The sequence below is a fragment of the Aquamicrobium sp. LC103 genome (assembly GCF_001014615.2).
Lineage (GTDB): Bacteria > Pseudomonadota > Alphaproteobacteria > Rhizobiales > Rhizobiaceae > LBCQ02.
This window is the reverse complement of sequence record NZ_LBCQ02000001.1, coordinates 444949-471313: the sequence shown is the minus strand read 5'-3', so window position 1 is coordinate 471313 and position 26365 is coordinate 444949. Positions and strand designations below refer to the sequence as shown.

Genomic DNA, 26365 nt, shown 5'->3' with positions numbered 1-26365 from the left:
ATCCGATCGCGGCGGAAACCAGCCGTTGTTATCGCTGCAGCCGCCGGCAGAGCTCGTCGAGCTGATCGAGCGTGCGGTAGGAAATCCGCACCTCACCGCCCTTCTGCCCGTGCCGGATCGAGACGTTCATGCCGATCACGTCGGACAGCATCTTTTCGAGCGCCACAGTGTCCGCATCCTTCTGCACGGGCTGCCGCTCGCTGCCGCCGGTCGTCTCCCGCACCGTCGGCTGCTGCGCCAACGCCTCCGCCTGGCGGACGGAAAGCCCTTCCTCCACGATGCGCTTGGCGAGCGCGGCGGGATCGTCGGAAGTCACCAGGGTGCGCGCATGGCCAGCCGAAAGCGCACCGTCCACCAGCATGTCGCGGATCACCTCGGGCAGCTTCAAGAGCCGCAACGTGTTGGCGACGTGGCTCCGGCTCTTGCCGATCACCTGGCCGAGATCGGCCTGGGTGTAGTTGTGCTCATCGATAAGCTGCTGATATCCCAGCGCTTCTTCGACCGGATTGAGATCGGCGCGCTGGACGTTCTCGATGATCGCCAGCTCGAGCGCGACACGGTCGTCGACGTCGCGGATGATGACCGGAATCTCGGCGACGCCGGCACGCTGCGCCGCCCGCCAGCGCCGTTCACCGGCAATGATCTCGTAGCGTCCAATCTCGGCGGCCGGACGAACCACCACCGGTTGGACAATCCCGTGCTCGCGGATCGATTGCGAGAGATCGGCAAGGTCCGCTTCGGCGAAGCTGCGGCGCGGGTTGCGCGGATTGGGAGAGATGAACTCGATCGGAACGCGCGAATCGGCACCGACACTCGGCCTGGCCGATTGCTGCGCCGGCTTGTCCATCTCGCCGATCAGCGCCGCGAGGCCGCGGCCGAGGCGTTTTCTCGAAGGATCTTCGTTCATTTTCTCGTCCGGGCTCTTCTTCAGCGGTTGGAGACGGTATCAGGCCGCGCGCAGGCGTCGCTCGCGCCGGATCACTTCCGATGCCAGTTGCAGGTAAGCCTGGCTGCCGGTGCATTTCAGATCGTAGAGGATGGCGGGCTTGCCGTAGGACGGCGCTTCCGAGACGCGCACATTGCGGGGAATGACCGTATCGTAGACCTTGTCTCCCATATGCGCGCGCACGTCCTCCACCACTTGGTTGGCGAGATTGTTGCGCCCGTCGAACATGGTCAGCACGATGCCCTGTATGGTTAAGTCCGGGTTAATGGCGCCCCTGATCTGCTCCACGGTCTGCAGGAGCTGGCTGAGGCCCTCCAGCGCAAAGAACTCGCATTGCAGCGGCACGAGCACCGAATCGGCGGCGGCCATCGAGTTGAGCGTCAGTAGGTTGAGCGAGGGGGGGCAGTCGATCAGCACATAGCCGAAGGGCGTGGTCGCATCGTTCATCGAGCGGCGCAGCGCATTGCGCAGCCGCAGCACCCGGTCGGGAGCGGACGCGATCTCCATCTCGACGCCCAGCAGATCGAGGGTGGACGGAATGATGAAAAGTCCGGGAACGGCCGTCTGCATCGCGGCGTCCTCGACATTGGCCGTACCGAGAAGCAGATCGTATGATGAAATGGTGCGGTCCTGACGGTCGATGCCAAGGCCGGTGCTGGCATTGCCCTGCGGATCAAGGTCGACGATCAGCACCTTTTCGCCGATCGCCGCCAGCGCGGTTGCCAGGTTGATCGCCGTGGTCGTCTTGCCGACGCCGCCCTTCTGATTCGCTACGGTGATGATTCGGGGACGGGAATTCATGGTCATTGGCCCGGAAATCGCGATAATTCAACGATCGCGGCGCGGTTCGAGGGCGGATATTTCGAGAATCCGACCCGCCGGATCGATCTTGCTGGGATGTTCTACCAGATCGAAATCCCAAGCGCTCCGACTTTCTGCGATCTCTGCCGCGTAATCCCGGCCTTTGTGGAAGAGACCGACGGTTCCGGTCCGTATCCAGGGCGCGGCGAGTTCGAGGAGCTTCGGCAGCGGCGCCAGGGCCCGCGCGGTGACCACTTCCCGGTTTTTCACGAGGCTTGCGGCATCCTCGATCCGCTTCTTGTGGACGCGAGCCGGCGCGCCGAACCGTGCGAGCGTGGTCTGCAGGAACGCGGCCTTCTTGTTGTTGCTTTCGACGAGATCGATGTCGGCGCCCGCGCGTTCGCGCAGCAGGATCGCCATCACCGCGCCCGGAAAACCGCCGCCGGAGCCGAGATCGAGCCATTTCAGCACTTCAGGCTTGAGCGTGAAAAGCTGCGCGCTGTCGAGGATGTGCCGCTCCCAAAGCGCGTCGAGCGTCGCCGGGGAGGCGAGGTTGATCCGCACCGACCATTTCCGGAATTGCGCCTCGAACTCCAGGAGTTCTTCGTATGTTTCACGTGAAACGCTTCCAGCGATTTCCTGAAGGCGCGAGAACTTGTCGTAACTCACGCAGCACCCCGACGCTGTTCCCGGGTCGACTTCTGGATATGGGCGAGAACGATAGCCAAGGCAGCCGGCGTGATTCCGTCTATTCGCTGAGCCTCGGTCAAGGAACGCGGCCTTCGCGCATTCAGCTTGGATTTCAACTCGTTCGACAGACCCGGCAGGATGGAATAGTCGAAATCCTCGGGAATGGCAGTCGCCTCCTCTCGCCGGAGCACGGCGGCATCGGCAAGCTGGCGATCGACATAGACGGAGTATTTCGCTTCCGTTTCGAGCTTCTCCGCTACGTGTGGGACTATATTCCCAAGCTCCGGCCAAATCTGCGCAAGCCGGGCGAGATCATGGTCCGGATAGGCCAGAAGGTCGTATGCCGTGCGCCGCACGCCGTCCTGATTCAGGCTGAGACCGTGGCGGCGCGCTTCGTTCGGCGTCACCGAAAGCGCTTTGGAAAGCCCGCGCGCCTCGTCGAGCTCCGCCGCTCGGGCTCGAAACCGCTTTGACCGCTCGTCCGATGCGATCCCGAGATCGATTGCCAGCGGCGTCAGGCGCTCATCGGCATTGTCGGCGCGCAGCGATAGCCTGAATTCCGCGCGCGATGTGAACATGCGGTAAGGTTCGCTCACGCCGCGGCTGGTCAGATCGTCGACAAGCACGCCGATATAGGCGTCACCCCGACCGAAGGTAACGCTTGTCTCGCCGCGCGATTTGCGGGCCGCGTTCAGGCCCGCGAGGAGGCCCTGGGCTCCCGCTTCCTCATAACCGGTCGTGCCGTTGATCTGGCCGGCCAGGAAAAGGCCCGGCACCCGCCGGGTCTCAAGCGTGAGTTCCAGCTCGCGCGGATCGATATGGTCATATTCGATCGCATAGCCCGGTTGGGTGATCACCGCGCGCTCCAGCCCCGGAATGGAGGCAACCAGCGCGCGTTGCGCATCTTCAGGAAGCGAGGTCGAGATCCCGTTCGGGTAGACCGTGTGATCGTCGAGGCCTTCGGGCTCGAGAAATATCTGATGCCCGTCGCGATCACCGAACTTGACGATCTTGTCCTCGATCGACGGGCAATAGCGTGGGCCGACACCTTCGATGGAGCCCGAATACATCGCCGAGCGGTGGAGATTGTCACGAATGATCCGATGCGTTTCCGTCGTGGTTCGCGTGATGCCGCAGGCGATCTGCGGGTTCACGGTACCATCGGTCATCAGCGAGAAATGAGCCGGTTCGTCGTCCGCCTCCTGCATCTCCAGTGCCGACCAGTCGATGGTCCGGCCGTCGAGGCGGGGAGGGGTGCCTGTCTTCAGCCTTCCCAACGCAAAGCCCGCGCGGGTCATCGTGGCGGAGAGACCCATGGACGGATTCTCGTTCATGCGGCCGGCCGGAATCTTCTTCTCGCCGATATGGATCAATCCTCGCAGAAAGGTGCCGGTCGTCATGACAATGGCGGCGCAGGAAAGTCTCGTCCCGTCCGCAAGCAGCACCCCCGCGACCACGCCATTTTCGATCACGAGATCAAACACCTCGCCTTCCACGACTTCGAGATTTTCCTGCGTCGCTATGGCGGCTTGCATCGCCTGGCGATAAAGCGCCCGATCCGCCTGGGTGCGTGGCCCGCGAACCGCGGGTCCCTTGCGGCGGTTGAGCAGCCGGAACTGGATACCCGCCGCGTCGGCGACGCGACCCATCAGGCCGTCGAGCGCATCGATCTCGCGGACGAGATGACCCTTGCCGAGTCCGCCGATCGCGGGATTGCAGGACATCACGCCGATCGTCTCTTTCTTCATCGTGACGAGCGCGGTCCGAGCGCCTGCACGCGCGGAAGCAGAGGCCGCTTCGCACCCGGCGTGTCCACCGCCTATGACGACAACGTCATAGTCGCGATCCATTTTCGAACTCCCTTGAATCAGATCCAGCCGGACAAATGTCCCCGCGACGGGCGCAAGTCAAGGCATTGGTTTCACGTGAAACAGAATTCCCGCCGACTTGGCGAGTGTTTCACGTGAGTCACGCCCTAGTCGCGCCTACTGGCGGTTCCGTTTCACGTGAATCACTTGCCGATGCAGAACTTGGAAAAGACCACGTCGAGTAAATCTTCAACATCGACGCGGCCGGTGATCCGGCCAAGCGCGTCGGCCGCCAGCCGCATTTCCTCGGCCCGTAACTCCAATGGAAGAGCCACACCTTCGACGGCTCGATCGAGATGCGTCAGGCAATCGAGCAACAACCGTTGCTGCCGAAGATGCGTTGGCACGACTTCCGCGGCTTTTTCGGCCGCCTCGGCTGCCCGCGCTCCGATAAGCTGGATCAGCCGTTCCAATCCCTCGCCGGTGCGCGAGGACACCCGAAGCATTTTTGGGTCATCGGCGGGGGGCCCGCCGACAAGATCGAGCTTTGTCCCGACACCAATCGCCGGCGCGTCCAAAAACTCGCCGTTCCGTTTCGTATCCGAATCCGTGAGGTCGAAAAGTCGTAACACCAGATCGGCCCCTCGCGCCGCCTGAAGCGCGCGTTCGATCCCGATTCGCTCGACCGCGCTTTCCGTTTCCCGCAGCCCGGCGGTGTCGGTCAGGATGACTTTCAGGCCGTCAATATCCAGGGAAACCTCGACGAGGTCGCGCGTGGTGCCCGCTTCCTCCGTGACTATGGCGACGTCGCGGCGAGCCAACGCGTTGATCAGGCTCGACTTTCCGGCATTCGGCGTCCCAACCAGAACGACCCGGAAGCCGTCCCTGATGATCTCGGCAGCATGATATCCGCCGAGATGCCTGCGGATTTCATTGGCCAGCCCCTTTACGTCCGTCCAGACCGCGTCGGAAACCGAGCCCGGAACGTCGGCCTCGTCCGCGAAGTCGATATCGGCCTCGATCAGCGCCCGCGCCTCGATGAGCCGCATGCGCCACGTACCGTACAATCTTTCCTGGCGCCCCTCCGCGTTGCTCAGCGCAAGTCGCCGCTGCGCCTCCGTCTCGGCGAGGATTAGATCGCCGATCGCCTCCGCGCCGGTCAGATCCATCTTGCCGTTCATGAAGGCACGCCGAGTGAACTCTCCGGCCTCCGCCTGCCTCAAGCCTGGTAAAGAAGCCAGCCGGTTGAGCACCGCCGCAACGATGGCCTTGCCGCCATGAAGGTGGATTTCAGCACAATCCTCTCCGGTGAAGCTGGCCGGTCCCTCGAAGAAAACGACGAGACCGTTGTCCAGCGCACCGCCTTGCGCGTCCTTGATGGCGCGGTAGGCCATCTGCCGAAGCGGCGGTGTTCCGCCCGTCAGGGACGCGACGACCGAACTCGCATGCGGGCCGGAAAGCCTTATCACGGCGACGCCGGCAGGCAGCCGACCGCTCGAAAGCGCGAAGATCGTATCCGGAAAGGTCGCGGCCATGACTCTCCCAAACAAAACAGACAAAGGATGCCCGACGAGGCATCCTTTGTCTTTGCAAATCTTTCAGAAGATTCGTTTCGATTCCGAATCGAGCTATGCTGGCCTCAGGTATTCATCGAATCGAAGAAGTCCGAATTCGTCTTGGTCTGCTTCAGCTTGTCGATCAGGAACTCGATCGCATCGGTGGTTCCCATCGGGGCGAGGATGCGCCGGAGCACGAAGATCTTCTGCAGATCCTGTCTTGCAACGAGCAGGTCTTCCTTGCGGGTGCCGGACTTGAGAATGTCCATCGCCGGGAAGATGCGCTTGTCCGCCACCTTGCGGTCGAGCACAATTTCCGAATTGCCGGTGCCCTTGAACTCTTCGAAGATCACTTCGTCCATGCGGCTGCCGGTGTCGATCAGAGCGGTCGCTATGATGGTGAGCGAGCCGCCTTCCTCGATATTGCGCGCCGCGCCGAAGAAGCGCTTCGGGCGCTGCAGCGCGTTGGCATCGACGCCGCCGGTCAGCACCTTGCCGGAGGACGGCACGACGGTGTTGTAGGCCCGGCCGAGGCGCGTGATCGAGTCGAGCAGGATGACCACGTCGCGGCCGTGCTCGACGAGGCGCTTCGCCTTCTCGATGACCATCTCGGCGACCTGCACGTGGCGAACCGCCGGTTCGTCGAAGGTCGAGGATACGACCTCGCCCTTCACCGAGCGCTGCATGTCCGTCACTTCTTCCGGGCGCTCGTCGATCAGGAGAACGATCAGGTAGCATTCGGGATGGTTCGAGGAGATCGAATGCGCGATGTTCTGCAGGAGAACCGTCTTGCCGGTACGCGGCGGCGCGACGATCAGCCCGCGCTGACCCTTGCCCAGCGGCGCGACGAGATCGATCACGCGGGCCGAAAGATCCTTGGTCGTCGGATTGTCGGTTTCCATCCGAAGGCGCTCGTTCGGATAGAGCGGCGTCAGATTGTCGAAATGGATCTTGTGGCGGATCTTCTCGGGATCCTCGAAATTGATCGTGTTCACCTTCAGAAGCGCGAAATAGCGTTCGCCTTCCTTGGGGCTGCGGATCGGACCCTCGACCGTATCACCGGTTTTCAGCGAAAAACGCCTGATCTGGGAGGGGGAGATGTAGATGTCGTCCGGACCCGGCAGATAGTTGGCATTGGCCGAGCGCAGGAAGCCGAAGCCGTCCTGCAGCACCTCGACGACCCCTTCCCCGATGATCTCGATATCCTGGGCCGCGAGCTTCTTCAGGATCGCGAACATCAGTTCCTGCTTGCGCATCACGCTGGCGTTTTCGACCTCGAGCGATTCGGCGAACGCGATGAGGTCCGTCGGACTTTTGCTCTTGAGCTCTTGAAGTTTCATTTCCTGCATCGTGCGGACTCTGGAGTAGGATATGTAGGAGGGAATGCCCGGCGGGAGTGTTGAGCGTCAGGAACGCGTCAAGCGGAGAGATGCACTTCGCCATGCGTGGAGGGAAGGACCGACTCTTATCGCTCCTCCCCTAAAAGCGCAAGGTAGGATTTCCCCGGCAAACTACAAGGGCTTCACCACCACGAGGATGACGATAATGATCATCAGAACCGTCGGCACCTCGTTCATGATGCGCCAATGGCGGGCAGGCCTTTCGTTGCGATCCTCGGCGAACCGCCTCACCGCGCCGGCGAAATAGCCGTGCACGGCGGAGAGAAGCACGACGAGTGCGATCTTCGCGTGCAGCCAGCCGCCCGAAAAGGCGAAGCCGTTCCAAGCGAGCCACAGGCCCGCCACCCAGGTGACCATCATCGCCGGATTGATGATCGCCCTCAGCAGACGGCGCTCCATCACCTTGAAGGTCTCGGACTTCTCCGAACCCTTCATCGCGTCCGCATGATAGACGAAGAGCCGCGGCAGATAGAGCATGCCCGCCATCCACGAGATCACGGCGATCACGTGAACCGCCTTGACCCAGAGATAGAGGCCCGCCGGGTTCCAGTAGAAGAGCAGCGCCACCAGCAGCGCGAAGATGGCGAGCGCGATCGCCGCCCTGCGCATCGCGGCAGCACCACTCGAAGAAGCCTTGTCCGCACTCTCCGTCATCGTCTTTCCGCCTTTCTGACCCGCGACAGCATCGCCTCGACATGCCCGATCGGTGCGTCCGGCGTTATTCCGTGACCGAGGTTGAACACCAGCGGCCCACCGCCGAGCGAATTCAGGATCGCATCGATGCCTTCCTCGAGCGCGCGGCCGCCGGCCACCAGGCGAAGCGGGTCGAGATTGCCCTGCACGGCGCCTTGCTGCTGCAGCCGCAGCGCCTGCGCCGGCGGAACCGTCCAGTCGAGGCCCAGCGCCGTCACCCCGGTCCTCTCCCGATAGCTTTCATAGAGCGCGCCCGCACCCTTCGGAAAGCCGATGATCGGCACATCGGGATGAGCCGCCCGAACCTGCCTGACGATCCCGGCAACCGGTCTGATGCAATAAGCCTCGAAACAGGCCTCGTCGAGCACGCCCGACCAGGAATCGAAGATCTGCACGGCATCGGCTCCCGCGTCGATCTGGCGTATCAGATACTCCGCCGAGTGCCGCGCCAGCACTTCCAGCAGCCGCTCCATGGCCTCCGGCTCGCGATAGCCGAACAGACGGGCCGGCGCCTGGTCCGGAGTACCGTGCCCGGCGATCATATAGGTCGCAACCGTCCAGGGAGCGCCGCAGAAGCCCAGCAGCGTCGTTTCGCCGGGCAGTTCCTTTCGCAGACGCGACACCGTCTCGTAGACCGGTGCCAGATGGTCATGAAACCCGCTTCCGTCGAGCTTCGCGATCCCGTCCGCGCCTATCGGCGTCATCAGTGGTCCACGGCCCTCCTCGAAACGCAGGTCACGTCCGAGCGCGTGAGGAACGACGAGGATATCCGAGAACAGGATCGATGCGTCGAAGCCGAAGCGTCGGATCGGCTGGAGCGTGACCTCGACCGCTAAATCCGGATTGTAGCAGAGGTCGAGGAAACTTCCCGCCTGTTTGCGCGTTTCCCGGTATTCCGGCAGGTAGCGGCCCGCTTGGCGCATCATCCAGACAGGCGGCGGGAATATCTGCTTCCCGCGCAGGACTTCCAGAACGGTTCGCGTCTCGGCCATTTCCACCCTTTCAGAATCCGGGATCAATTAAAGAAAATCTACTTAGAAAAGAGTCTGATGATTCTAAGACTCTGTTGGAATCGGTAACTTCCCCTCATCCACGACGCACCTCCCGTTCGCAGAGTCGGAGTTCCCCGGTACAGTGCGGAGGAGGAAATGTTAACATTGGGGATTATCCGATTTTTCGCTGGAGATACAGTCGATTGACCCGCGCACTCCGTCGCAGGCCGGACTCCGGCGGAAAAGAACGGAGTCCGCTGTCCACGGTGTTTTTCACAGCGCCGGCGCGAAGCCAACAGGGGGCCTCATTGTGGATAAATGGCCATCTGATACAGTCGCTCGCGGTACGGGCCGGTTTGATCCCTCGTTATCCACATTTCCCAACAGGCCTGGATCTTTCATGTGAACAAGCCGCAGAGTTTCTTCCACCTTCACCTGATCTCGGATGCGACCGGTGAAACGCTGCTCGCGGCCGGACGCGCGGCGGCCGCGCAATACAAGGACGCGCGCGCGATCGAGCATATCTATCCGTTGATCCGCACCGAAAAGCAGCTCCTCAATGTGCTGGAGGAGATCGATCAATCGCCGGGCATCGTGCTTTACACCGTCGTCGACCAGGCGCTCGCCAAGTTGATCGACGAGCGCTGCGCCGCGATGGGCCTGCCCTGGGTTTCCGTGCTCGAGCCGGTGCTGACCGTCTTCCAATCCTATCTCGGCACGCCGGCTGGTCGGCGGGTGGGTGCGCAGCACGTTCTGGACGCCGAATATTTCCGCCGCATCGAAGCCCTCAATTTCACGATGGAGCATGATGACGGGCAATTGCCCAGCGACATCGAGGATGCCGATATCGTGCTGATAGGCATTTCGCGCACGTCGAAGACGCCGACGAGCATCTATCTCGCCAACAGAGGCATCAAGACCGCGAACATACCGATCGTGCTCGGCGTGCCGATCCCGGAGAACCTCGTCGGCGCGAAGCGCCCGCTGATCGTCGGGCTGGTGGCGAGCGCGGAGCGCATCTCGCATGTCCGGCAGAACAGAATCCTGGGAAACACTACCGGCTACGAGGCGCAATCCTATATAGACAGGGCAGCGATTGCGGAGGAACTCGCCTATGCGCGCCAGATCTGCGCGCGCCACGGCTGGCCGACGATCGATGTGAGCCGTCGTTCGATCGAGGAAACGGCCGCCGCCATCGTTGCCCTTCGCAACAAGTCGCGCTAACGGAGCATTCAGGTCGCGACCCAGCTCCATCTGGACAGGAAAGATGACGCCGAAGATCATACTCGCCTCGGGCAGCCCGTACCGCCGTAAGCTCCTTTCGGATGCCGGCGTGACGTTCGAGGTCGTCCATCCCGACATAGACGAGCGCGCCGTCGAGGCCGCCGTGGAGGATGCCGGTCTTTCTCCCGAGGACATCGCCCAGTTGCTGGCGGAAGCGAAGGCGGTCGACGTCAGCGCCAACCATCCGGGTGCGATCGTCATCGGCTCCGACCAGACGTTGTCGCTGGGCGACGCCGTGCTGCACAAGCCGGCCGACATGGAAGCGGCGCGCCGCCGCCTGCTTGCGCTTTCGGGCCGAGAACACCAGCTCAACAGTGCCGTCGTCTTGGTGCGCGACGGGGAAACCATCTGGCGCGACGTTCAGGTCGCGCGCCTGACCATGCGCCAGCTCGATCCGGGCTTCATCGGCCGCTATCTCGCGGCCGTGGGTGAGCCGGCGCTGACCAGCGTCGGCGCGTACCAGATCGAGGGCAGGGGCATTCAGCTCTTCGAACGGATCGAGGGCGATCATTTCACCATCGTCGGCTTGCCGCTGCTTCCGCTCCTCGCCAGGTTGCGCGACCTGGGTGCCATCGATGGCTGAAAGGTGTGCTTTCGTTACCGGTAGTCCGATAGGCCATTCCCGTTCCCCGATCATCCATCGCCACTGGCTGGAGAAGCTGGGGATCGAGGGCAGCTACGATCCGATAGAGCTTTCACCTGCCGATTTCGAGATTTTCATCGACCGCCTGCCTGAAAGCGGCTTTGCCGGCGGCAACGTCACCATCCCGCACAAGGAAGCTGCCTGGCGCAAGACGGCCAGGCGCGACGAGGCGGCGGAGCTCATCGGCGCGGTGAACACGCTCTGGATCGAGGACGGCGTCATTTGCGGCAGCAACACGGATGCCTATGGCTTCGCCGCCAATCTCGATGCCGCCGCGCCGCGATGGCGGGAAGGCGGAACGGCGGTCATGCTCGGGGCGGGCGGGGCAGCCCGTGCCATACTGCATGCGCTGAAAGACGCGGGATTCTCGGATATCCGCCTGCTCAACCGCACGCGCGCCCGGGCCGAAGCGCTGGCAAGCGCCGGCAATGTCTCGGTGCACGACTGGGAAGCGATGCGTGACGCGCTCGACGGCGCGGATCTCCTCGTCAACACCACATCGCTCGGCATGGACGGAGCCGAGGGCATCTCGATCGATCTTTCCCCGCTTTCGCGCAAGGCGATCGTCACCGACATCGTCTATGTGCCGCTGAAGACGCCGCTTCTCGCCCTGGCCGAATCCGAGGGATTGAAGACGGTGGACGGGCTTGGAATGCTGCTGCATCAGGCGACGCCCGGCTTCGAGCGCTGGTTCGGCGTAAGGCCCGAGGTCACGGCGGAACTCCATGCCCTCGTCGTTGCCGATCTGGAGGCACATTCGTGATCGTTCTCGGCCTCACCGGCTCAATCGGAATGGGCAAATCCACTACCGCGCGCATGTTTGCCGATGCGGGGGTGCCGGTGCACGATTCCGACGAAACCGTCCATCGGCTCTATTCCGGCGAGGCCGCGCCACTGATCGAGGCCCGGTTTCCCGGCGTCGTGACGAAAGGTTCCGTCGATCGCCTGAAGCTCGCCGCCGCGGTGCTCGGCGACGCGGCCGCGTTGCGCGACCTCGAGGCGATAATCCATCCGCTGGTGCGCGCCGACGCCGACGCCTTTCTCGCGCGCAACCGCAACGTAGGCACGCCTTTGGTCGTTCTGGATATTCCGCTGTTGTTCGAGACCAACGGCACGGGACGGGTGGACCGCATCGCGGTGGTCAGCGCGCCCGCCGATGTGCAGCGCGAAAGGGTGCTCGCGCGACCCGGCATGACGGTCGGGAAATTCGAGGCGATCCTGGCGAAGCAGGTTCCGGACGAGGAAAAGCGCCGCCGCGCGGATTTCGTCATCGACACCGGTCAAGGCATGGAAGCGGCTCGCCAGGCGGTGATCGGGATCGTCGCCGAGCTTGCTGGTGACAAGGATAGCGCACCGGAGCTCTGAGGTTTGAAGCTTCCGCGTCTCGTGCCATCATCGGCCGAGGAGTGATTCGATGCGGGAAATCATATTCGACACCGAGACGACGGGGCTCGATAACCAGGACGACCGGATCATAGAGTTCGGCGGCGTCGAGCTCGTGAACCGTTTTCCGACCGGTCGCACCTTCCACGTCTTCATCAATCCGCAGGGGCGCTCCGTTCACCCCGAGGCGCTCGCCGTCCACGGCATCAGTGATGCTCAGCTCGTCGGCGAACCGACATTCGAGGCAATCTCGGCGAAATTGCTGGACTTCATCGAGGACGCGACGCTGATCGCGCACAATGCGAATTTCGACATCGGCTTCCTCAACGCCGAATTCGCGCGTCTCGGCGTTGCGCCGGTCGATCCGAGCCTGGTGGTGGACACGCTGGCGATCGCCCGGCGCAAGCATCCGATGGGTCCGAACTCGCTCGATGCGCTCTGCCGCCGCTACGGAATAGACAACAGCCATCGGACCAAGCACGGCGCGCTGCTTGATTCCGAGCTTCTCGCCGAAGTCTATATCGAGCTGATCGGCGGCAAGCAGGCCGCACTGTCACTGGAGGTCCAGTCGAATGCCGTCGAAGAGCAGGGCGATATGGAAGCCTTCGGCACCACGACGCTGGTTCGTCCGCGACCGCTGGCGCCACGGTTGAGCGAGGCCGACCTCGCCGCGCACCGCGAGCTGGTCGCCGAGCTGGGATCGGAACCCATCTGGGCGAAAATCGATCCCGAATATGCGAAAGATGCCGAAGCGGCATGAAAAAGGCCCGGTCTCCGCTGGAGCCGGGCCTCTTTTTTGACCGGAAAAGCTGGGATCAGCTTACCTGAACCTTCGCCTTCGACTGTTCCTCGGCCATGCGCTTCTGGAACATCTGCGCGAAGTCGATCGGATCGATCATCAGCGGCGGGAAACCGCCGGAGCGCGTCGCGTCGGCGATGATCTGGCGGGCAAAGGGGAAGAGAAGCCGGGGGCACTCGATGAAGAGCAGCGGAAGCATGTGCTCCTGCGGGAAGCCCTGGATGCGGAAGACGCCGCCATAGACGAGCTCGACGTTGAAGAGCACGTCCTTCTCGCCGCCGGCTCGCGCCGTCAGCGTCAGCGTCACGTCGAATTCGCCTTCGGCGATCGGATTGGCGTTGACATTCACATTGATGTTGATGCCGGGAGCCTTGTCGCGGCCGCGCAGCGAACCTGGCGCGCCGGGATTCTCGAAGGAGAAGTCCTTGATGTACTGCGCAAGCACGTTCAGCGAGGGCTGCGCGCCATTTCCGGCAGTCGCGCCGCCTGCGGGAGGAGTGGTTTCTTCTGGTTTTTTGGCCATCAGCCGGAATCCTCTTCTGTCAGCCGTTTCCCGGCCGGGAATGAAATCGAAGCGTTCGCTAGCATGGTGAATGGCACGTGACAAGCTTCGCCGGCCCCCTCGGCCGGCGCTTCACCGCTTGTCGTCGAGCGAGGGGCGATGGCTGTCCGGTTTCGACTCTTGCGAATATTCGTCGCTGTCGAGATCGATGGTTCTGCCGTCGCGGCCGTAATTCGGGCGGGCGCCGCTTCGGAAATCCGGCGCGATCACGACAATGTGCCTTCCTATGAAGATCCAGGCGAGATTCCTTATCCACGGGATGAAAAGGAGTATGCCAAGAATATCTGTCACGAAACCGGGGAGCAGGAGCAGCACGCCCGCCATCATGATCATGAGGGCGTTGACGAGTTCGCGGCCGGGATCGCCGCCCTGCTCGAGGCTTGCCCGGATGCGCGTCAGGGCACCGAAGCCTTGTATTCTCAGGAGAAGGCCGCCGGCGATGGTCGTTGCGATCACCAGCGCTATCGTGGGAAGCACGCCGATCCAGCCGCCGACGACCACGAAGCCGGCGATTTCCACAAGCGGAAATGCAAGCAGTAGGAACGGGAGAATGGACGGTCTCACAGAACGGATACCTCTTGTCGGTCAAAATGGCCGGGTTGACGGAAGATAGTTATTCGACGCTTTGATTTGAATGATGCCGGGATGCGTTCTATATGCATTCTAAACGTCCTGAGTGCTACAGCTACGGCGTGGCAGTTGTGAGGTGACAGGGTCAGTTGGCGGACGACATGGAATTTTTCGATTTCGGGACGATTTTCTTTCTGGTTGCAGCGATCGTGATCTTCCTGCAACTGCGCAACGTGCTCGGTCGGCGCACCGGGAACGAACGGCAACCTTTCGATCCTTATTCCTCCTCGCGCCAGGGCGAGGCTGAAACCTCGTCCTCGTCCGAGAACGTGGTTTCCCTCCCGCGCCGGAAGGCCGGGGAAGGTGAGAACGCCTATGCGGCGATCGAGGAATTCGCCAAGACCGGAACAGACCTGAACAAGGGCCTGCGCGCAATCAAGGATGCCGATCCTTCCTTCGAGCCGAAGACCTTCGTGGAAGGCGCCAAGATGGCCTACGAGATGATCGTCATGGCCTATGCCGACGGCGACCGCAAAACCTTGAAGAACCTTCTCTCGCGCGAGGTCTATGACGGTTTCGTCGCGGCGATCGCCGACCGCGAGTCGCGTTCGGAGAAGATACAGTCCTCCTTCGTCGGCATCGACAAGGCCGACATCGTCGCCGCGGAGATGAAGGGCGGCGAGGCGCACATCACCTTGCGCGTCGTCAGCGAGCTGATTTCCGCGACCCGCGACAATGCCGGCGAGGTCATCGACGGCGATCCGGAGACGGTGGCCGAGGTCAAGGACGTCTGGACCTTTGCCCGCGACACGCGCTCGCGCGACCCGAACTGGAAGCTGGTCGCCACCGAAGCCGAGGATTGATGGCGGCCCTCATGGTCGGGCCTTCCATGTTCTGGCAATGAGCTGTTCGGGACCGCGCCGGTGACGCTTTCCTCATTGTTCCGGCCGATTTCATACGACGAGTTGCCCGGATGGTCGCGGGACGACGCGGCGGAGGCCTTCACGGCTTTCCGCCGGTGCGCCGTTCATGCGGCCGAAAAGCCCTACAGAACCGGCGCGCTCGGCGTCGCCTTCGAGGCCTTCGACGAAGCCTATCGCGAGGCCCGCGGCCTCGGCGTGCTGGATACGGCCGGCGCGCGCGCCTTTTTCGAACGTCATTTCCGGCCTTGCCGGATAGCCGAGGACGGCTTCGTCACCGGCTTCTACGAGCCGATCGTCGATGCATCGCCCGTGAGAACCGGGCTCTGCCGCGTTCCGCTGCTTGCGCCGCCGGCTGATCTGGTGCCGCTCGACGACGACAACCGCCCGGCCGATCTCGATCCCTATCTCGCCTTCGGCCGCCGGACGGGGCGGGGTATCGTCGAATATTTCGACCGCCCGGCGATCGAGACCGGCGTTCTCGGCGAGAGCGCGAGGGCGATCGCCTGGCTCGACGATCCGGTCGACGCCTTCTTCATCCACGTGCAGGGATCGGCGCGGCTGCGGTTTCCGGACGGCCGCACGCAGCGCGTCACCTATGCGGCGAAATCCGGCCAGCGGTTCACCGGAGCGGGAAAAATCCTCGTGGAACTGGGCGAAATCCCCGCAAAAGACGTCACGATGCAGTCGATCAGGGCCTGGTTTCGCGCAAATCCATCGAGAATAGACGAGATTCTGCGGCAGAATCGTTCTTATATCTTCTTTGCGGAAGCCCCGGTCGAGGATCCGGAACTCGGGCCGATCGCCGCCGCCAAGGTGCCGCTGGCGCCTGGTCGTTCGATCGCGGTGGACCGTCTGCTGCATACGTTCGGCACGCCCTTCTATGTCGATGCGCCGGCGCTCGGCGCCTTCGGCGGCGACGCCTTTCGTCGCCTGATGATCGCCCAGGACACCGGCTCGGCGATCGTCGGCCCGGCGCGGGGCGACCTCTTCGCGGGTTCGGGCGACGCCGCGGGCGACATCGCCGGGGTCGTCAAGCACGCTGCCGTTTTCCATGCGCTCGTTCCGCGCAGCCTTCTCGGCGGGGCGCGTCGATGAGTCGGCGCAACGAGAAGAACCTTTCCATGGAGGACCGGATACTCTGGTCCAAGGTGGCGCGAACCGCGATCCCGCTGCCGGGCAAGGTGGTGGAGGACGAAACGGAGAAGGACGAGAGCTTCGCCGCGCTTTTGGAAGAGAAGCCGAAGCCGAGAAAAGTCGCCTCCGAGCCGCCGGCCCGTCCGCACAACCCCGCCTCGCAGCCTCCCAACCCGCATCGCCTCGACCGCACCACCCATCGCAAGCTCGCGAAGGGCAAGCTGCGGATCGATGGCAAGGTCGACCTGCACGGCCTGACCCAGGCTGAGGCGCATTCGCTGCTTCTGTCCTTCCTGCACCAGGCCTATGCGGCCGGGCGGCGGCATGTTCTGATCGTCACCGGCAAGGGCTCGTCGCTGGGCAGCGACGGTGTACTGCGCCGGGCGGTGCCGGCCTGGTTCGCCACGCCGCCCTTCAGGGCGCTGGTCGGCGCCCATGAGGACGCGGAACGGCGCCATGGCGGCAGCGGCGCGATCTATGTGCGCCTGCGGCGACGGGAGGACAGAGGCGCATGACGCCCTTCGGGGAGAAGATGCGGTTGCTTCGCCGGCAAAAGGGCGTCAACCAGAAACAGATGGCCGAGGCGATCGGCGTAAGTCCAGCCTATCTTTCGGCGCTCGAGCATGGCCGGCGCGGCGCGCCGAGCTGGCCGCTCCTGCAGAAGATAGTCGGCTATTTCAACGTCATCTGGGACGAGGCGGAGGAGCTCCAGCAACTCGCCCAGGCCTCGCATCCGCGCGTCGTCGTCGACACGACCCGGCTTTCGGCGCCGGCGACCCATCTGGCCAATCTCGTTGCCGGCGAGATCGGCAAGCTGAGCGCCGAGGAGATCGCCGAACTGACCGGGCGCATCGGCAAGATGGCGGAGAAGCGAAGGACGAAAGGCAAGCGGCGATAGCCGTCGGGATCAGAAGAGCGCCTTCAGTTCTTCGAGCCTGTCGTTGACGAGCCAGCCGTAATAGTTCTCCTGCGGCATGCGGGGCGGCTTGCCCTCGCGGCGCAGCCTCTCGTTCTCCACCTTCAGGGCATAGGCGCGGGCTTCCGGATTGCCGATATTGTAGAGTGTCGAGGTGATGCCGGGATTCTGCGAGATGTCGAAGCCGGCGATGTTACGATAGGCGTCGATCGACTTCTTCAACGTCGCCGCGACATAGGCCAGCGTCAGGTCGGGGTCCATGATGGTCCGGTAGACCTGCTGCGGATCGCGGTGATCGAGCTTCGGAAAGCCGGAGACCCTATGCACGAGATCGCCCATCTGCAGCGCGGTCAGCGGGTTGAGCTGGCCGATGCCGAAGGTCTGGCCCGCATAGAAGGGCTGGAAGAAGACCGCCCCGAACCGATCGTTGGGGAATTTCCTGCCGTCCACGGTCTTGCCGCGAAACTCGCGGTCCCAGACGTTTTCCCGGCAGGCCCATTGGCTGTAGCTGTCCTTCCTGCCCTCGCAGGCGGCGAATTGCGGTCTCGCTATGAAGACGTCGACGGTCTCGCCATCGTGCTTGAAGCCGAAATTGGTGCCGAGATAGGAGACCGCCTTGACGTAGTAGGTCTGCAGCCGGTCGTAGGCGTCGACATTGTAGGTGTGCTCGCCGACGATGGCGCCGACGATGTGAAGCGGGTCGATGCCGTACTGGCCGGCGAAGAAGCGGATCTTCTCGCGCAGCGCGGCGTCGTTCTTGAAGAGCGCGTAGACCTTCTGGTACTTCGCGTCGTAGGTGCTCTTCATCGCGCGCGTGCGGTTGGCCGAGGCCGATGGCACGTTTGGTTGTTCGGCTGAGCGGTTGCCGGGTGGAACCAGGGTTGCCGACGCCGCCGGAAGAGCAGGTGCCGACAAGGCCAGGCACAGGAACAGCCGCAGGAAAAGCTTCATGATTTGCCGCGAGAGACCATTGAGAGGAGCCGCAAATTAGTGTTCCGCGCCGGACAAGTCGAGAGCCCCGCGAATCAATCGTTCGTCAGGGCTCCCGGCGTCGCGGTTCGGATGCGGCCCACCCTTAGAGGATGAAACGCGACAAATCTGTGTTCTTGGCGAGATCGCCGACATGCTTGGCGACGTAATCGGCGTCGATCGTGGTCTCCGAGCCCGACTGGTCGGGCGCATGGAAGGAGATTTCGTCGAGCACGCGTTCCATCACCGTTTGCAGCCGGCGCGCGCCGATGTTCTCGACGCTGGCGTTCAGCTCCACCGCTATGCCGGCCAAGGCGTCGATCGCGTCGTCGGTGAAGGACAGCGTCACGCCCTCGGTGTTCATCAATGCGATGTACTGCTTGATCAGGCTCGCCTCGGTTTCCGTCAGGATGCGGCGGAAATCCTCCTTCTCTAGCGCGCGTAGCTCGACGCGGATCGGCAGGCGGCCCTGAAGCTCCGGCAGCAGGTCGGAAGGCTTGGCGACGTGGAAGGCGCCGGAAGCGATGAACAATATGTGGTCGGTCTTCACCGGCCCGTATTTCGTCGCTACCGTGGTTCCTTCCACCAGCGGCAGCAGGTCGCGCTGCACGCCCTCGCGCGAGACGCCGGCGCCGAGCCCGCCGTCGCGCGTCGCGATCTTGTCGATCTCGTCGAGGAAGACGATGCCGTCGTTCTCGGTCGCCGACAACGCCCGCTGGACGACCTCGTCCTGGTCGAGCAGCTTGTCGGACTCGTCGCTGATGAGCATCGCGTAGGATTCCTTGACGGTCGTCTTGATCGTCTTGGTGCGCTGGCCGCCCATCGCCTTGGAGAGCATCTCGTTGATGTTGAGCACGCCGATATTGGCGCCCGGCATGCCGGGAATCTCGAAGCCCGGCATGCCGCCGCTGCCGGTGTCGGCCACCTCGATCTCGATCTCCTTGTCGTCGAGTTCGTTGTCGCGCAGCTTCTTGCGGAAGGAATCGCGCGTCGCCGGGCTTGCGGTCTTGCCGACGAGGGCCTCCAGCACGCGCTCCTCGGCATTCATATGCGCGCGCGCCTTCACGTCCTCGCGCATTTTCTCGCGCACGAGCCCGATCGCCACCTCGACGAGGTCGCGGATGATCTGCTCGACGTCGCGGCCGACATAGCCGACCTCGGTGAATTTCGTGGCCTCGACCTTGACGAAGGGAGCACCGGCGAGCTTCGCCAGGCGGCGCGAAATCTCGGTCTTGCCGACGCCGGTGGGGCCGATCATCAATATGTTCTTCGGCATCACCTCCTCGCGCATCTGACCCTCGAGCTGCTGGCGCCGCCAGCGGTTCCTGAGCGCGATGGCCACGGCGCGCTTGGCATCCTTCTGGCCGATGATGTAGCGGTCGAGTTCCGAGACGATTTCCCGGGGGGAGAAAGTGGTCATTGCTGTTCCGTTTCTTCTGGTGCGTCCAGCGCCATCATGAGGGCGGGACCATATTGCGATGTCCTGGTGTCGAATGCCTTGAAACCCGCCTTCTCATAGGCCCGCACTGCCCGGCCGTTGGCCGGATCCGGATCGATGATCACGCGCGGCGTCCCTTCCGCGAAGAGCTCGTCGGCGAACTGGCGCAGGATCGCCGAGCCGTGGCCCTTGCCGACAAGCTCCGGAATCCCGATCGAAAGATCGATGCCGAGCGTGCCGGTCGGCTGGTCCTGGTAGGGATGGTCATCCTCCAGATGCGGATCGTAGCTCTGCAGGTAGCCGATGGGCCGGCCGTCCAGCTCGATGATCAGCGGTTCGACCGAAACACTGTCGATATGCTCACGGATCGATTCGATTTCCGTCTCCGGATCATCCCACCATTCCGCGACATGCGGCTGTCGCAGCCAGCCGGTGATCACCGGCAGATCGGCCTCGACCACCGGCCGGAAGCCGTAGCGGGGGCGGCCGTCAGTCGGCATCGAGGGTTTCGATCACGAAGTTCGAGTTGGTGTAGACGCAAATCTCCGAGGCGATCTGCATCGCCTTGCGGGCGATGTCCTCGGCGCTCTTGTCCGTGTCGATCAGCGCGCGTGCCGCGGCGAGCGCGTAATTGCCGCCGGAGCCGATCGCCATCACGCCCTGTTCGGGCTCGAGCACGTCGCCATTGCCGGTGAGCGCCAGGGTCGCCGATTTGTCTGCCACCAGCATCATCGCCTCGAGGCGGCGCAGATAGCGGTCGGTACGCCAGTCCTTGGCGAGTTCGACGCAGGCGCGGGTGAGCTGGTCGGGATATTGTTCGAGCTTCGCTTCCAGCCGTTCCAGAAGCGTGAAGGCATCCGCCGTCGCGCCGGCGAAACCGGCGATCACATTGCCCTTGCCGATGCGGCGCACCTTGCGGGCGTTGCCCTTCATGATCGTCTGGCCGAGGCTTACCTGCCCGTCGCCGGCGATCACCACTTTTCCGTCCTTGCGCACCGTGACGATGGTCGTCGCGTGCATTGTCAATTCGTTCGACATATCAACTCCGATACTGTCCTTCGGGCGGCCTAGGGGATTGAAGCAGCGCCGCCCGCCTGAACGCATATGTATGTCGCTGCAGGCCGAATGCAAATCGCCCTCGTTCGCTATATGCCGCGCCCTCCGGCACGCTGGCAATTCGCCGATCATGCTGGTAAGACGCACACGCTTTCACGATCGGAAAGGTTGCCTTCGATGGCCGCAACAGAGCGCAAGGCGAGCGTCAGCCGCAAGACCAGGGAAACCGAGATCAGCGTTTCCGTCGATCTCGACGGCAAGGGCGTTTCGGAAATCGCCACGGGCGTCGGCTTCTTCGACCACATGCTGGAGCAGCTTTCGCGCCACTCGCTGATCGACATGAAGATCGCGGCGAAAGGCGACCTCCACATCGACGACCACCACACGGTCGAGGATACCGGCATCGCCATCGGCCAGGCGCTGGCGAAGGCGCTGGGCGAGCGCCGCGGGATCGCCCGCTACGCCTCGATCGACCTTGCCATGGATGAAACGCTGACCAAGGCGGCGATAGACGTCTCGGGACGGCCTTTCCTCGTCTGGAACGTTGCTTTCCCGGCGGCGAAGATCGGCACGTTCGACACCGAGCTGGTGCGCGAGTTCTTCCAGGCGCTGGCGCAGAACGCCGGCATCACGCTGCACGTTCTCAACCATTACGGCGCCAACAATCACCATATCGCGGAAACCTGCTTCAAGGCGGTTGCGCGCGCGCTGCGGGCGGCGGTGGAGCCCGATCCGCGCCAGGAGGGTGCCATTCCCTCCACCAAGGGAACCCTGAACGGATGAGCTCGCGCCATGGCTAGCTACGTGGTGATGGAGCCGCCCTCGCGGGGGCCGGACGACCAGGCCGTCATCGTGCGCGACGGGTTCCACGTCTTCGCCTTTCTCGCTCCGTTCCTGTGGCTGCTCTGGCACCGGCTCTGGATCGAGGCCGCGATCGCGCTCGTCGTCGCCATGGCGTTCGGCGCGCTGGGCTCCGTCGCGGGCCTCGGCGCCACGGGTGCGGCGCTGTCGCTGCTGGTCTCGATCTATGTCGGCGTCGAGGGGCCTGCGCTGAAGCTCGCGGCGCTTCGCCGCCGCGGCTGGCGCGACTGGGGTGCGGTCGAGGCGGATGGCCGCGAGGATGCGGAGATCCGCTACCTTGCCGAGGCCTATGGGCGCGAGCCCTCGGAAGACACCGGCGGAACGGAGCGGGCCGCCGCCCCCATCTCCGTTTCGAACACCGCATACGACACCGGCCGCTCCGGTCCGGCGCTCGGCCTCTTCAGCTATCCGGGAAACCGCTGATGCGCGTTGCGATCATCGACTACGGCTCGGGCAATCTCCGTTCGGCGACCAAGGCGTTCGAGCGCGCGGCGCGCGAAAGCGGCGTCGATGCCGCGATCGAGCTGACGGCGGACGCCGACCGCGTGCTCGGCGCCGACCGCATCGTTCTGCCCGGCGTTGGTGCCTATGCCGATTGCCGCGCCGGCCTCGGCGCCGTCCCCGGCATGACGGAGGCGATCACCGAGGCGGTGCGCTCGAAGGGGCGGCCATTCCTCGGCATCTGCGTCGGCATGCAGCTCATGTCGTCGCGCGGGCTGGAAAAGACGATCACCGAGGGCTTCGGCTGGATCGAGGGCGACGTGAAGGAGATGGCGCCGGACGATCCGTCCCTGAAGATCCCGCAGATCGGGTGGAACACGATTCACGTGAAACATTCGCACCCGCTCCTTGCGGATATCCGCACGGGCGAGGGCGGGCTGCACGCCTATTTCGTGCATTCCTATCATCTCGACGCGGCGCATCCGGACGACGTTGTCGCCGTCACGGATTACGGCGGCCCGGTCACGGCGGCCGTCGCGAGGGACAATATGGCGGGCACGCAGTTCCACCCCGAGAAGAGCCAGGCGCTGGGCCTGGCCCTGATCGGCAATTTCCTGAAGTGGAAGCCTTGAGAAGGAGAGCAGGGCCATGACCAAGAAGGGCTATTGGATGGCGATGGTCGACATCACCGAGCCGGAGAATTATCCGAAATATGTCGCGGCCAATGCGAAGGCGTTCGAGAAATACGGCGCCAGGTTCCTGGTGCGCGGCGGGCAGGGTGAAGTGCTCGAAGGCCCGGCTGCCTCGCGGCTGGTCGTGATCGAGTTCGACAGCTACCAGACCGCGCTCGACTGTTATCATTCGCCCGAATACCAGGCGGCGCTGAAGTTGCGCCGGCAATTCTCGAACGCTCACTTCGCCATCGTGGAAGGCGCCTGATCCCGTGATCCTTTTCCCCGCCATCGATCTCAAGGACGGCCAGTGCGTCCGCCTCAAGCTCGGCGAGATGTCGAGCGCCACCGTCTACAACCCCGATCCGGCGGCGCAGGCGAGGACGTTCGAGGATCAGGGCTTCGAATGGCTCCACGTCGTCGATTTGAACGGCGCCTTCGAGGGCCAGTCGGTCAACGGGGCGAGCGTCGAGGCGATCCTGAAGGCAACGAGGAACCCGGTGCAGCTCGGCGGCGGCATCCGCACCATGCCGCATGTCGAAAGCTGGCTGGAGAAAGGTCTTGCCAGGGTCATCCTCGGCACCGTCGCCGTGCGCGATCCCGATCTGGTGAGGGAGGCCTGCAGGGCGTTTCCGGGCAAGATCGCAGTCGGCATCGACGCCAAGGGCGGCAAGGTGGCGGTCGAGGGTTGGGCCGAGGCCTCCTCGCTCGGCGTGATCGAGCTGGCGAAAAAGTTCGAGGGCGCGGGCGTTGCGGCGATCATCTACACCGACATCGACCGCGACGGCGTGCTCACCGGCATCAACTGGGACGCGACCATCGATCTGGCCGAGGCCGTTTCCATACCGGTGATCGCGTCCGGCGGACTGGCGTCGATCGCCGACATCGTTCGCATGACCATGCCGGACGCGGCCAGGCTCGAAGGCGCGATCTCCGGCCGCGCGCTCTATGACGGGCGCATCGATCCGGCCGAGGCGCTGGCGATACTGCGCGGCGATCTGAAGCCCCGGCCCGGGCTGTTCGAGGAACGCGCATGACCCTCAAGGCCCGCGTGATCCCGTGTCTCGACGTCAAGGACGGCCGCGTCGTCAAGGGCGTGAACTTCGTCGACCTCATCGATGCCGGCGATCCGGTCGAGGCGGCGAAGGCCTATGACGCGGCGGGAGCCGACGAGCTCTGCTTCCTCGACATCACTGCGTCGTCCGACAATCGCGAGACGATCTTCGACATCGTCGCCAAGACCGCCGAGCAGTGCTTCATGCCGCTGACGGTTGGCGGCGGCGTGCGTCAGGTCGCCGATATCCGCAAGCTGCTGCTTTCGGGCGCCGACAAGGTCTCGATCAACACGGCCGCGGTGAAGAACCCGGATTTCGTGGCGGAAGCGGCCGACAAGTTCGGCAACCAGTGCATCGTGGTGGCGATCGACGCCAAGAAGGTCTCGGCCGAGGGCGAGGCGGATCGCTGGGAGATATTCACGCATGGCGGCCGCCAGCCGACCGGCATAGACGCGGTGGAATTCGCCCGCGACATGGTGGAGCGCGGCGCCGGCGAGATTCTGCTGACCTCGATGGATCGCGACGGCACCAAGGCCGGCTACGACCTGGCCCTGACCCGCACCATCGCCGACGCGGTGCGCGCGCCGGTGATCGCCTCGGGCGGCGTCGGCACGCTCGATCATCTGGTGGAGGGCATACGCGACGGCCATGCGACGGCGGTTCTTGCCGCCTCCATCTTCCATTTCGGTACCTACACCATTGCGCAGGCCAAGCAACACATGGCAAAAGCTGGCCTCGCGATGAGGCTGGACGCCGTCGCCTGAATGCGGGAGGGCCCATTGGCCGAATTTTCCCTGGAAGACCTGGAACGGATCATCGACAAGCGCGCCCGCTCGGGCGATCCCGATTCCTGGACCGCGAAGCTCTATGCCAAGGGTATGGAGAAGGCCGCCCAGAAGATGGGCGAGGAGGCCGTCGAGACCGTGATCGCGGCGGTGAAGGGGGACCGTGCCGAGCTCGTCTCTGAAAGCGCCGATCTCCTCTACCATTGGCTTGTCGTGCTGACGATCGCCGGGGTGCCCTTGCGGGAGGTGTTTGCGGAGCTCGAGCGGCGCACGGGCCGGTCGGGAATAGCCGAGAAGGCCGCGCGCGACGACGGCTGAGGCCGGGCGGCGGAAGGAACGAATGATGGACCAGCTTGTTCCGAGCGAAAAATACTCACCCTATCGCTTCTTTTCGGCGCAGGAATGGGCCGGCTTCCGTGCCGACACGCCGCTGACCCTGACGGAGGACGAGGTTCGCCGGCTGCGCTCGCTCAACGATCCCGTCGATCTCGACGAGGTGCGCCGCATCTACCTGTCGATGTCGCGGCTGCTGTCGGCGCATGTCGAGGCCAGTCAGCTCCTGTTTCGCCAGCGGCAGGTCTTCTTCAGCAATGACGGCGCGGTCAAGACGCCCTTCATCATCGGCATCGCCGGTTCGGTGGCCGTCGGTAAGTCGACCACCGCGCGCGTCCTGAAGGAACTCCTGCAGCGCTGGCCCTCGAGCCCGAAGGTCGACCTCGTCACCACCGACGGCTTCCTTATGCCCAACGCCGTCCTGCGGCGCGAGGGCCTGATGGAACGCAAGGGTTTTCCCGAAAGCTACGACGTCGGCCAGCTCCTGCGTTTCCTCTCCGGCATAAAGTCCGGCCAGCCGAACGTGCGCGCCCCGCTCTATTCGCATATGACCTACGACGTGCTGCCCGGCGAATACGTCGCCATCGACCGTCCCGATATCCTCATCTTCGAGGGCATCAACGTCCTGCAGACGCGGGATCTGCCGAAGGACGGCAAGGTGGTGCCCTTCGTTTCCGACTTCTTCGACTTCTCGATCTATATCGATGCCGAGGAGGACCTGATCCACAAATGGTATATCGACCGTTTCATGCGGCTGCGTGAAACCGCTTTCCGGAGCCCGGAATCCTTCTTCCATCGCTATTCGCAATTGTCGGAGGATGCCGCCCATGCGATCGCGGAAGGCTTGTGGCAGAACACCAACCTCAAGAACCTCAAGGAAAACATCCTGCCGACGCGCCCCCGCGCCGATCTCATCCTGCGCAAGGGGCCGGATCATCTGATCCAGGAAGTGGCGCTGCGCAAGCTCTGAGGTTCAGGCAGGTTTCGTCACGCGCCTCAGCGTCAGGTTGATGCGCCCGCCGTTTCTCAGAAGCGTCGATGTCGTGGGATAGATACGGTCGACGCCATGGAAGGCGAGCCGGCTTTCGCCGCCGAGCACGACGAGGTCGCCGCTCTTGAGCTTGAAGGATGTGGTCGGATCGTCGCGCATCCTGCCGCCGACGCGGAACAGGCACGTGTCGCCCAGCGACACGGAGACCACGGGAGCGGCGAAATCCGCCTCGTCGCGGTCCTGGTGAAGACCCATCTTCGCGGTGCCGGAATAGAAATTGACGAGGCAGGCTTCCGGCGGCTCGGAATATTGCGCTACTTCCTTCCACAATTCGAGCAGCGTTCCGGGAATGGGCGGCCAGGGCTCGCCCGTTGACGGATGTGTCGGCTGATACCGGTAGCCGCCTTGCTTGTCGGTGACCCAGCCGAGCGCGCCGCAATTAGTCATGCGCACGCTCATCGGCTTTCCGGTCTTCGGCATCGTCGGGGTGTAGAGCGGCGCGGCGCGCACGGCCAGGCGGATATCCTCGACCAGTGCCTCCTGCGCAGCCCGGTCGAGATAACCGGGAATGTGCCTGAAACCGCGCGGTAGAACCTGCATGCTGCGCCTCGAAAAAGGAAACGGCGGCAAGTCTGCCGCCGTCCTGATCGAGAATTCAACCCGAA

General features: G+C 63.7%; 32 protein-coding genes. 17 read left to right on the top strand and 15 right to left on the bottom strand.

Features of this window, described 5'->3' with window-relative positions:
• Positions 1 to 28: 28 nt before the first annotated feature.
• The 8 genes from XW59_RS02285 to hemE all read right to left on the bottom strand — a co-directional run bounded on the left by XW59_RS02285 (position 29) and on the right by hemE (position 8886).
• Positions 29 to 907 (bottom strand): ParB/RepB/Spo0J family partition protein, encoded by an 879-nt coding sequence (locus tag XW59_RS02285; protein ID WP_047145474.1) that lies wholly within the window; start codon positions 905 to 907, stop codon positions 29 to 31.
• 39 nt (positions 908 to 946) lie between these two features.
• Positions 947 to 1747: a ParA family protein gene (locus XW59_RS02280; RefSeq protein ID WP_047145674.1), complete on the bottom strand. Its 801-nt coding sequence runs from the start codon at positions 1745 to 1747 to the stop codon at positions 947 to 949.
• Positions 1748 to 1774: 27 nt separating this feature from the next.
• Positions 1775 to 2416, bottom strand: a complete 642-nt coding sequence (gene rsmG, locus XW59_RS02275; protein WP_047145473.1) for a 16S rRNA (guanine(527)-N(7))-methyltransferase RsmG — start codon at positions 2414 to 2416, stop codon at positions 1775 to 1777.
• Positions 2413 to 4287, bottom strand: coding sequence for a tRNA uridine-5-carboxymethylaminomethyl(34) synthesis enzyme MnmG (gene mnmG / locus XW59_RS02270; RefSeq protein ID WP_137326964.1), 1875 nt, complete (start codon positions 4285 to 4287; stop codon positions 2413 to 2415). Before mnmG ends, rsmG begins: the two co-directional genes overlap by 4 nt.
• 161 nt (positions 4288 to 4448) lie before the next feature.
• Complete coding sequence (gene mnmE / locus XW59_RS02265; RefSeq protein WP_047145471.1) at positions 4449 to 5780, bottom strand: tRNA uridine-5-carboxymethylaminomethyl(34) synthesis GTPase MnmE; 1332 nt, start codon at positions 5778 to 5780, stop codon at positions 4449 to 4451.
• Positions 5781 to 5884: 104 nt separating this feature from the next.
• Positions 5885 to 7150, bottom strand: a complete 1266-nt coding sequence (gene rho, locus XW59_RS02260; RefSeq protein ID WP_136068182.1) for a transcription termination factor Rho — start codon at positions 7148 to 7150, stop codon at positions 5885 to 5887.
• Between the two features lie 162 nt (positions 7151 to 7312).
• Positions 7313 to 7855: a protoporphyrinogen oxidase HemJ gene (hemJ, locus tag XW59_RS02255; RefSeq protein ID WP_047145470.1), complete on the bottom strand. Its 543-nt coding sequence runs from the start codon at positions 7853 to 7855 to the stop codon at positions 7313 to 7315.
• Positions 7852 to 8886 (bottom strand): uroporphyrinogen decarboxylase, encoded by a 1035-nt coding sequence (gene hemE, locus XW59_RS02250; protein WP_047145469.1) that lies wholly within the window; start codon positions 8884 to 8886, stop codon positions 7852 to 7854. The genes hemJ and hemE overlap by 4 nt, the downstream gene beginning before the upstream one ends.
• 402 nt (positions 8887 to 9288) lie before the next feature.
• Between hemE and XW59_RS02245 the strand changes: the two genes are divergently transcribed.
• Genes XW59_RS02245 through dnaQ form a run of 5 tightly spaced genes read left to right on the top strand, consistent with a single transcriptional unit; the run spans position 9289 to position 12956 of the window.
• Entirely contained in the window at positions 9289 to 10110 is an 822-nt protein-coding gene (locus XW59_RS02245; RefSeq protein WP_047145468.1) for a pyruvate, water dikinase regulatory protein, read from the top strand.
• Between the two features lie 43 nt (positions 10111 to 10153).
• Positions 10154 to 10753 carry a Maf-like protein gene (locus tag XW59_RS02240; protein WP_047145467.1) on the top strand — a complete coding sequence of 200 codons (600 nt, stop codon included), beginning with the start codon at positions 10154 to 10156 and terminating at the stop codon, positions 10751 to 10753.
• Complete coding sequence (locus tag XW59_RS02235) at positions 10746 to 11576, top strand: shikimate dehydrogenase (protein ID WP_047145466.1); 831 nt, start codon at positions 10746 to 10748, stop codon at positions 11574 to 11576. The genes XW59_RS02240 and XW59_RS02235 overlap by 8 nt, the downstream gene beginning before the upstream one ends.
• On the top strand, positions 11573 to 12178 hold the full coding sequence (gene coaE / locus XW59_RS02230) for a dephospho-CoA kinase (protein ID WP_047145465.1): 606 nt from the start codon (positions 11573 to 11575) through the stop codon (positions 12176 to 12178). The genes XW59_RS02235 and coaE overlap by 4 nt, the downstream gene beginning before the upstream one ends.
• 49 nt (positions 12179 to 12227) lie before the next feature.
• Positions 12228 to 12956: a DNA polymerase III subunit epsilon gene (dnaQ, locus tag XW59_RS02225; protein ID WP_047145464.1), complete on the top strand. Its 729-nt coding sequence runs from the start codon at positions 12228 to 12230 to the stop codon at positions 12954 to 12956.
• Positions 12957 to 13011: 55 nt separating this feature from the next.
• Here the strand turns inward: dnaQ and secB are convergent, their stop codons facing one another.
• Positions 13012 to 13518, bottom strand: coding sequence for a protein-export chaperone SecB (secB, locus tag XW59_RS02220; RefSeq protein ID WP_047145463.1), 507 nt, complete (start codon positions 13516 to 13518; stop codon positions 13012 to 13014).
• Positions 13519 to 13629: 111 nt separating this feature from the next.
• Positions 13630 to 14121 (bottom strand): FxsA family protein, encoded by a 492-nt coding sequence (locus XW59_RS02215; protein WP_047145462.1) that lies wholly within the window; start codon positions 14119 to 14121, stop codon positions 13630 to 13632.
• Between the two features lie 167 nt (positions 14122 to 14288).
• Here XW59_RS02215 and XW59_RS02210 point away from each other — a divergent pair, with 167 nt between their 5' ends.
• The 4 genes from XW59_RS02210 to XW59_RS02195 are packed head-to-tail and all read left to right on the top strand — an operon-like array spanning position 14289 to position 17082.
• On the top strand, positions 14289 to 14990 hold the full coding sequence (locus XW59_RS02210; protein ID WP_047145672.1) for a Tim44/TimA family putative adaptor protein: 702 nt from the start codon (positions 14289 to 14291) through the stop codon (positions 14988 to 14990).
• A 60-nt stretch (positions 14991 to 15050) separates the two neighbouring features.
• Entirely contained in the window at positions 15051 to 16145 is a 1095-nt protein-coding gene (locus XW59_RS02205) for a murein transglycosylase A (RefSeq protein WP_047145461.1), read from the top strand.
• Positions 16142 to 16699 carry a Smr/MutS family protein gene (locus XW59_RS02200; RefSeq protein WP_047145460.1) on the top strand — a complete coding sequence of 186 codons (558 nt, stop codon included), beginning with the start codon at positions 16142 to 16144 and terminating at the stop codon, positions 16697 to 16699. Before XW59_RS02205 ends, XW59_RS02200 begins: the two co-directional genes overlap by 4 nt.
• On the top strand, positions 16696 to 17082 hold the full coding sequence (locus tag XW59_RS02195) for a helix-turn-helix transcriptional regulator (RefSeq protein WP_047145459.1): 387 nt from the start codon (positions 16696 to 16698) through the stop codon (positions 17080 to 17082). The genes XW59_RS02200 and XW59_RS02195 overlap by 4 nt, the downstream gene beginning before the upstream one ends.
• A gap of 9 nt (positions 17083 to 17091) precedes the next feature.
• On the opposite strand, the gene XW59_RS02190 is transcribed toward XW59_RS02195, so the two are convergent.
• The 4 genes from XW59_RS02190 to hslV all read right to left on the bottom strand — a co-directional run bounded on the left by XW59_RS02190 (position 17092) and on the right by hslV (position 20545).
• Positions 17092 to 18051: a DUF1402 family protein gene (locus XW59_RS02190; protein WP_047145458.1), complete on the bottom strand. Its 960-nt coding sequence runs from the start codon at positions 18049 to 18051 to the stop codon at positions 17092 to 17094.
• 124 nt (positions 18052 to 18175) lie between these two features.
• Positions 18176 to 19489, bottom strand: a complete 1314-nt coding sequence (hslU, locus tag XW59_RS02185) for an ATP-dependent protease ATPase subunit HslU (RefSeq protein WP_047145457.1) — start codon at positions 19487 to 19489, stop codon at positions 18176 to 18178.
• On the bottom strand, positions 19486 to 20007 hold the full coding sequence (locus XW59_RS02180) for a GNAT family N-acetyltransferase (RefSeq protein ID WP_047145456.1): 522 nt from the start codon (positions 20005 to 20007) through the stop codon (positions 19486 to 19488). Before XW59_RS02180 ends, hslU begins: the two co-directional genes overlap by 4 nt.
• On the bottom strand, positions 19997 to 20545 hold the full coding sequence (gene hslV, locus XW59_RS02175) for an ATP-dependent protease subunit HslV (protein ID WP_047145455.1): 549 nt from the start codon (positions 20543 to 20545) through the stop codon (positions 19997 to 19999). Before hslV ends, XW59_RS02180 begins: the two co-directional genes overlap by 11 nt.
• Before the next feature lie 195 nt (positions 20546 to 20740).
• Between hslV and hisB the strand changes: the two genes are divergently transcribed.
• The 8 genes from hisB to coaA are packed head-to-tail and all read left to right on the top strand — an operon-like array spanning position 20741 to position 25679.
• Positions 20741 to 21346 carry an imidazoleglycerol-phosphate dehydratase HisB gene (hisB, locus tag XW59_RS02170; RefSeq protein ID WP_047145454.1) on the top strand — a complete coding sequence of 202 codons (606 nt, stop codon included), beginning with the start codon at positions 20741 to 20743 and terminating at the stop codon, positions 21344 to 21346.
• Positions 21347 to 21355: 9 nt separating this feature from the next.
• Positions 21356 to 21847, top strand: a complete 492-nt coding sequence (locus XW59_RS02165) for a DUF2628 domain-containing protein (protein WP_047145453.1) — start codon at positions 21356 to 21358, stop codon at positions 21845 to 21847.
• The gene (gene hisH / locus XW59_RS02160; protein WP_047145452.1) at positions 21847 to 22497 is read left to right on the top strand and encodes an imidazole glycerol phosphate synthase subunit HisH; all 651 of its coding nucleotides are present in this window, start codon (positions 21847 to 21849) and stop codon (positions 22495 to 22497) included. Before XW59_RS02165 ends, hisH begins: the two co-directional genes overlap by 1 nt.
• 16 nt (positions 22498 to 22513) lie before the next feature.
• A complete protein-coding gene (locus XW59_RS02155) occupies positions 22514 to 22804 on the top strand; it encodes a DUF1330 domain-containing protein (protein ID WP_047145451.1) in 291 nt (96 codons plus the stop codon).
• Between the two features lie 4 nt (positions 22805 to 22808).
• Entirely contained in the window at positions 22809 to 23573 is a 765-nt protein-coding gene (gene hisA / locus XW59_RS02150) for a 1-(5-phosphoribosyl)-5-[(5-phosphoribosylamino)methylideneamino]imidazole-4-carboxamide isomerase (RefSeq protein WP_047145450.1), read from the top strand.
• Positions 23570 to 24355, top strand: a complete 786-nt coding sequence (hisF, locus tag XW59_RS02145) for an imidazole glycerol phosphate synthase subunit HisF (protein WP_047145449.1) — start codon at positions 23570 to 23572, stop codon at positions 24353 to 24355. The genes hisA and hisF overlap by 4 nt, the downstream gene beginning before the upstream one ends.
• 15 nt (positions 24356 to 24370) lie before the next feature.
• The gene (locus XW59_RS02140; RefSeq protein WP_047145671.1) at positions 24371 to 24694 is read left to right on the top strand and encodes a phosphoribosyl-ATP diphosphatase; all 324 of its coding nucleotides are present in this window, start codon (positions 24371 to 24373) and stop codon (positions 24692 to 24694) included.
• 25 nt (positions 24695 to 24719) lie between these two features.
• Positions 24720 to 25679 (top strand): type I pantothenate kinase, encoded by a 960-nt coding sequence (coaA, locus tag XW59_RS02135; protein ID WP_047145448.1) that lies wholly within the window; start codon positions 24720 to 24722, stop codon positions 25677 to 25679.
• A gap of 3 nt (positions 25680 to 25682) precedes the next feature.
• Here the strand turns inward: coaA and XW59_RS02130 are convergent, their stop codons facing one another.
• The gene (locus XW59_RS02130; protein WP_047145670.1) at positions 25683 to 26300 is read right to left on the bottom strand and encodes an alpha-ketoglutarate-dependent dioxygenase AlkB; all 618 of its coding nucleotides are present in this window, start codon (positions 26298 to 26300) and stop codon (positions 25683 to 25685) included.
• Positions 26301 to 26365: the final 65 nt, after the last annotated feature.

Excerpts from the sequence above, each read along its gene's own strand:
- hemJ (WP_047145470.1), bottom strand. The coding sequence starts at position 7,855 with ATGACGGAGAGTGCGGACAAGGCTTCTTCGAGTGGTGCTGCCGCGATG.
- XW59_RS02285 (WP_047145474.1), bottom strand. The coding sequence starts at position 907 with ATGAACGAAGATCCTTCGAGAAAACGCCTCGGCCGCGGCCTCGCGGCG.
- XW59_RS02130 (WP_047145670.1), bottom strand. The coding sequence starts at position 26,300 with ATGCAGGTTCTACCGCGCGGTTTCAGGCACATTCCCGGTTATCTCGAC.
- hisF (WP_047145449.1), top strand. The coding sequence starts at position 23,570 with ATGACCCTCAAGGCCCGCGTGATCCCGTGTCTCGACGTCAAGGACGGC.
- coaA (WP_047145448.1), top strand. The coding sequence starts at position 24,720 with ATGGACCAGCTTGTTCCGAGCGAAAAATACTCACCCTATCGCTTCTTT.
- XW59_RS02240 (WP_047145467.1), top strand. The coding sequence starts at position 10,154 with ATGACGCCGAAGATCATACTCGCCTCGGGCAGCCCGTACCGCCGTAAG.
- rho (WP_136068182.1), bottom strand. The coding sequence starts at position 7,150 with ATGCAGGAAATGAAACTTCAAGAGCTCAAGAGCAAAAGTCCGACGGAC.
- XW59_RS02195 (WP_047145459.1), top strand. The coding sequence starts at position 16,696 with ATGACGCCCTTCGGGGAGAAGATGCGGTTGCTTCGCCGGCAAAAGGGC.
- secB (WP_047145463.1), bottom strand. The coding sequence starts at position 13,518 with ATGGCCAAAAAACCAGAAGAAACCACTCCTCCCGCAGGCGGCGCGACT.
- XW59_RS02210 (WP_047145672.1), top strand. The coding sequence starts at position 14,289 with ATGGAATTTTTCGATTTCGGGACGATTTTCTTTCTGGTTGCAGCGATC.
- XW59_RS02180 (WP_047145456.1), bottom strand. The coding sequence starts at position 20,007 with ATGCCGACTGACGGCCGCCCCCGCTACGGCTTCCGGCCGGTGGTCGAG.
- dnaQ (WP_047145464.1), top strand. The coding sequence starts at position 12,228 with ATGCGGGAAATCATATTCGACACCGAGACGACGGGGCTCGATAACCAG.
- XW59_RS02280 (WP_047145674.1), bottom strand. The coding sequence starts at position 1,747 with ATGAATTCCCGTCCCCGAATCATCACCGTAGCGAATCAGAAGGGCGGC.
- hemE (WP_047145469.1), bottom strand. The coding sequence starts at position 8,886 with ATGGCCGAGACGCGAACCGTTCTGGAAGTCCTGCGCGGGAAGCAGATA.
- hslV (WP_047145455.1), bottom strand. The coding sequence starts at position 20,545 with ATGTCGAACGAATTGACAATGCACGCGACGACCATCGTCACGGTGCGC.
- mnmG (WP_137326964.1), bottom strand. The coding sequence starts at position 4,287 with ATGGATCGCGACTATGACGTTGTCGTCATAGGCGGTGGACACGCCGGG.
- XW59_RS02200 (WP_047145460.1), top strand. The coding sequence starts at position 16,142 with ATGAGTCGGCGCAACGAGAAGAACCTTTCCATGGAGGACCGGATACTC.
- XW59_RS02190 (WP_047145458.1), bottom strand. The coding sequence starts at position 18,051 with ATGAAGCTTTTCCTGCGGCTGTTCCTGTGCCTGGCCTTGTCGGCACCT.
- XW59_RS02165 (WP_047145453.1), top strand. The coding sequence starts at position 21,356 with ATGGCTAGCTACGTGGTGATGGAGCCGCCCTCGCGGGGGCCGGACGAC.
- XW59_RS02155 (WP_047145451.1), top strand. The coding sequence starts at position 22,514 with ATGACCAAGAAGGGCTATTGGATGGCGATGGTCGACATCACCGAGCCG.
- hslU (WP_047145457.1), bottom strand. The coding sequence starts at position 19,489 with ATGACCACTTTCTCCCCCCGGGAAATCGTCTCGGAACTCGACCGCTAC.
- XW59_RS02235 (WP_047145466.1), top strand. The coding sequence starts at position 10,746 with ATGGCTGAAAGGTGTGCTTTCGTTACCGGTAGTCCGATAGGCCATTCC.
- hisB (WP_047145454.1), top strand. The coding sequence starts at position 20,741 with ATGGCCGCAACAGAGCGCAAGGCGAGCGTCAGCCGCAAGACCAGGGAA.
- mnmE (WP_047145471.1), bottom strand. The coding sequence starts at position 5,780 with ATGGCCGCGACCTTTCCGGATACGATCTTCGCGCTTTCGAGCGGTCGG.
- hisH (WP_047145452.1), top strand. The coding sequence starts at position 21,847 with ATGCGCGTTGCGATCATCGACTACGGCTCGGGCAATCTCCGTTCGGCG.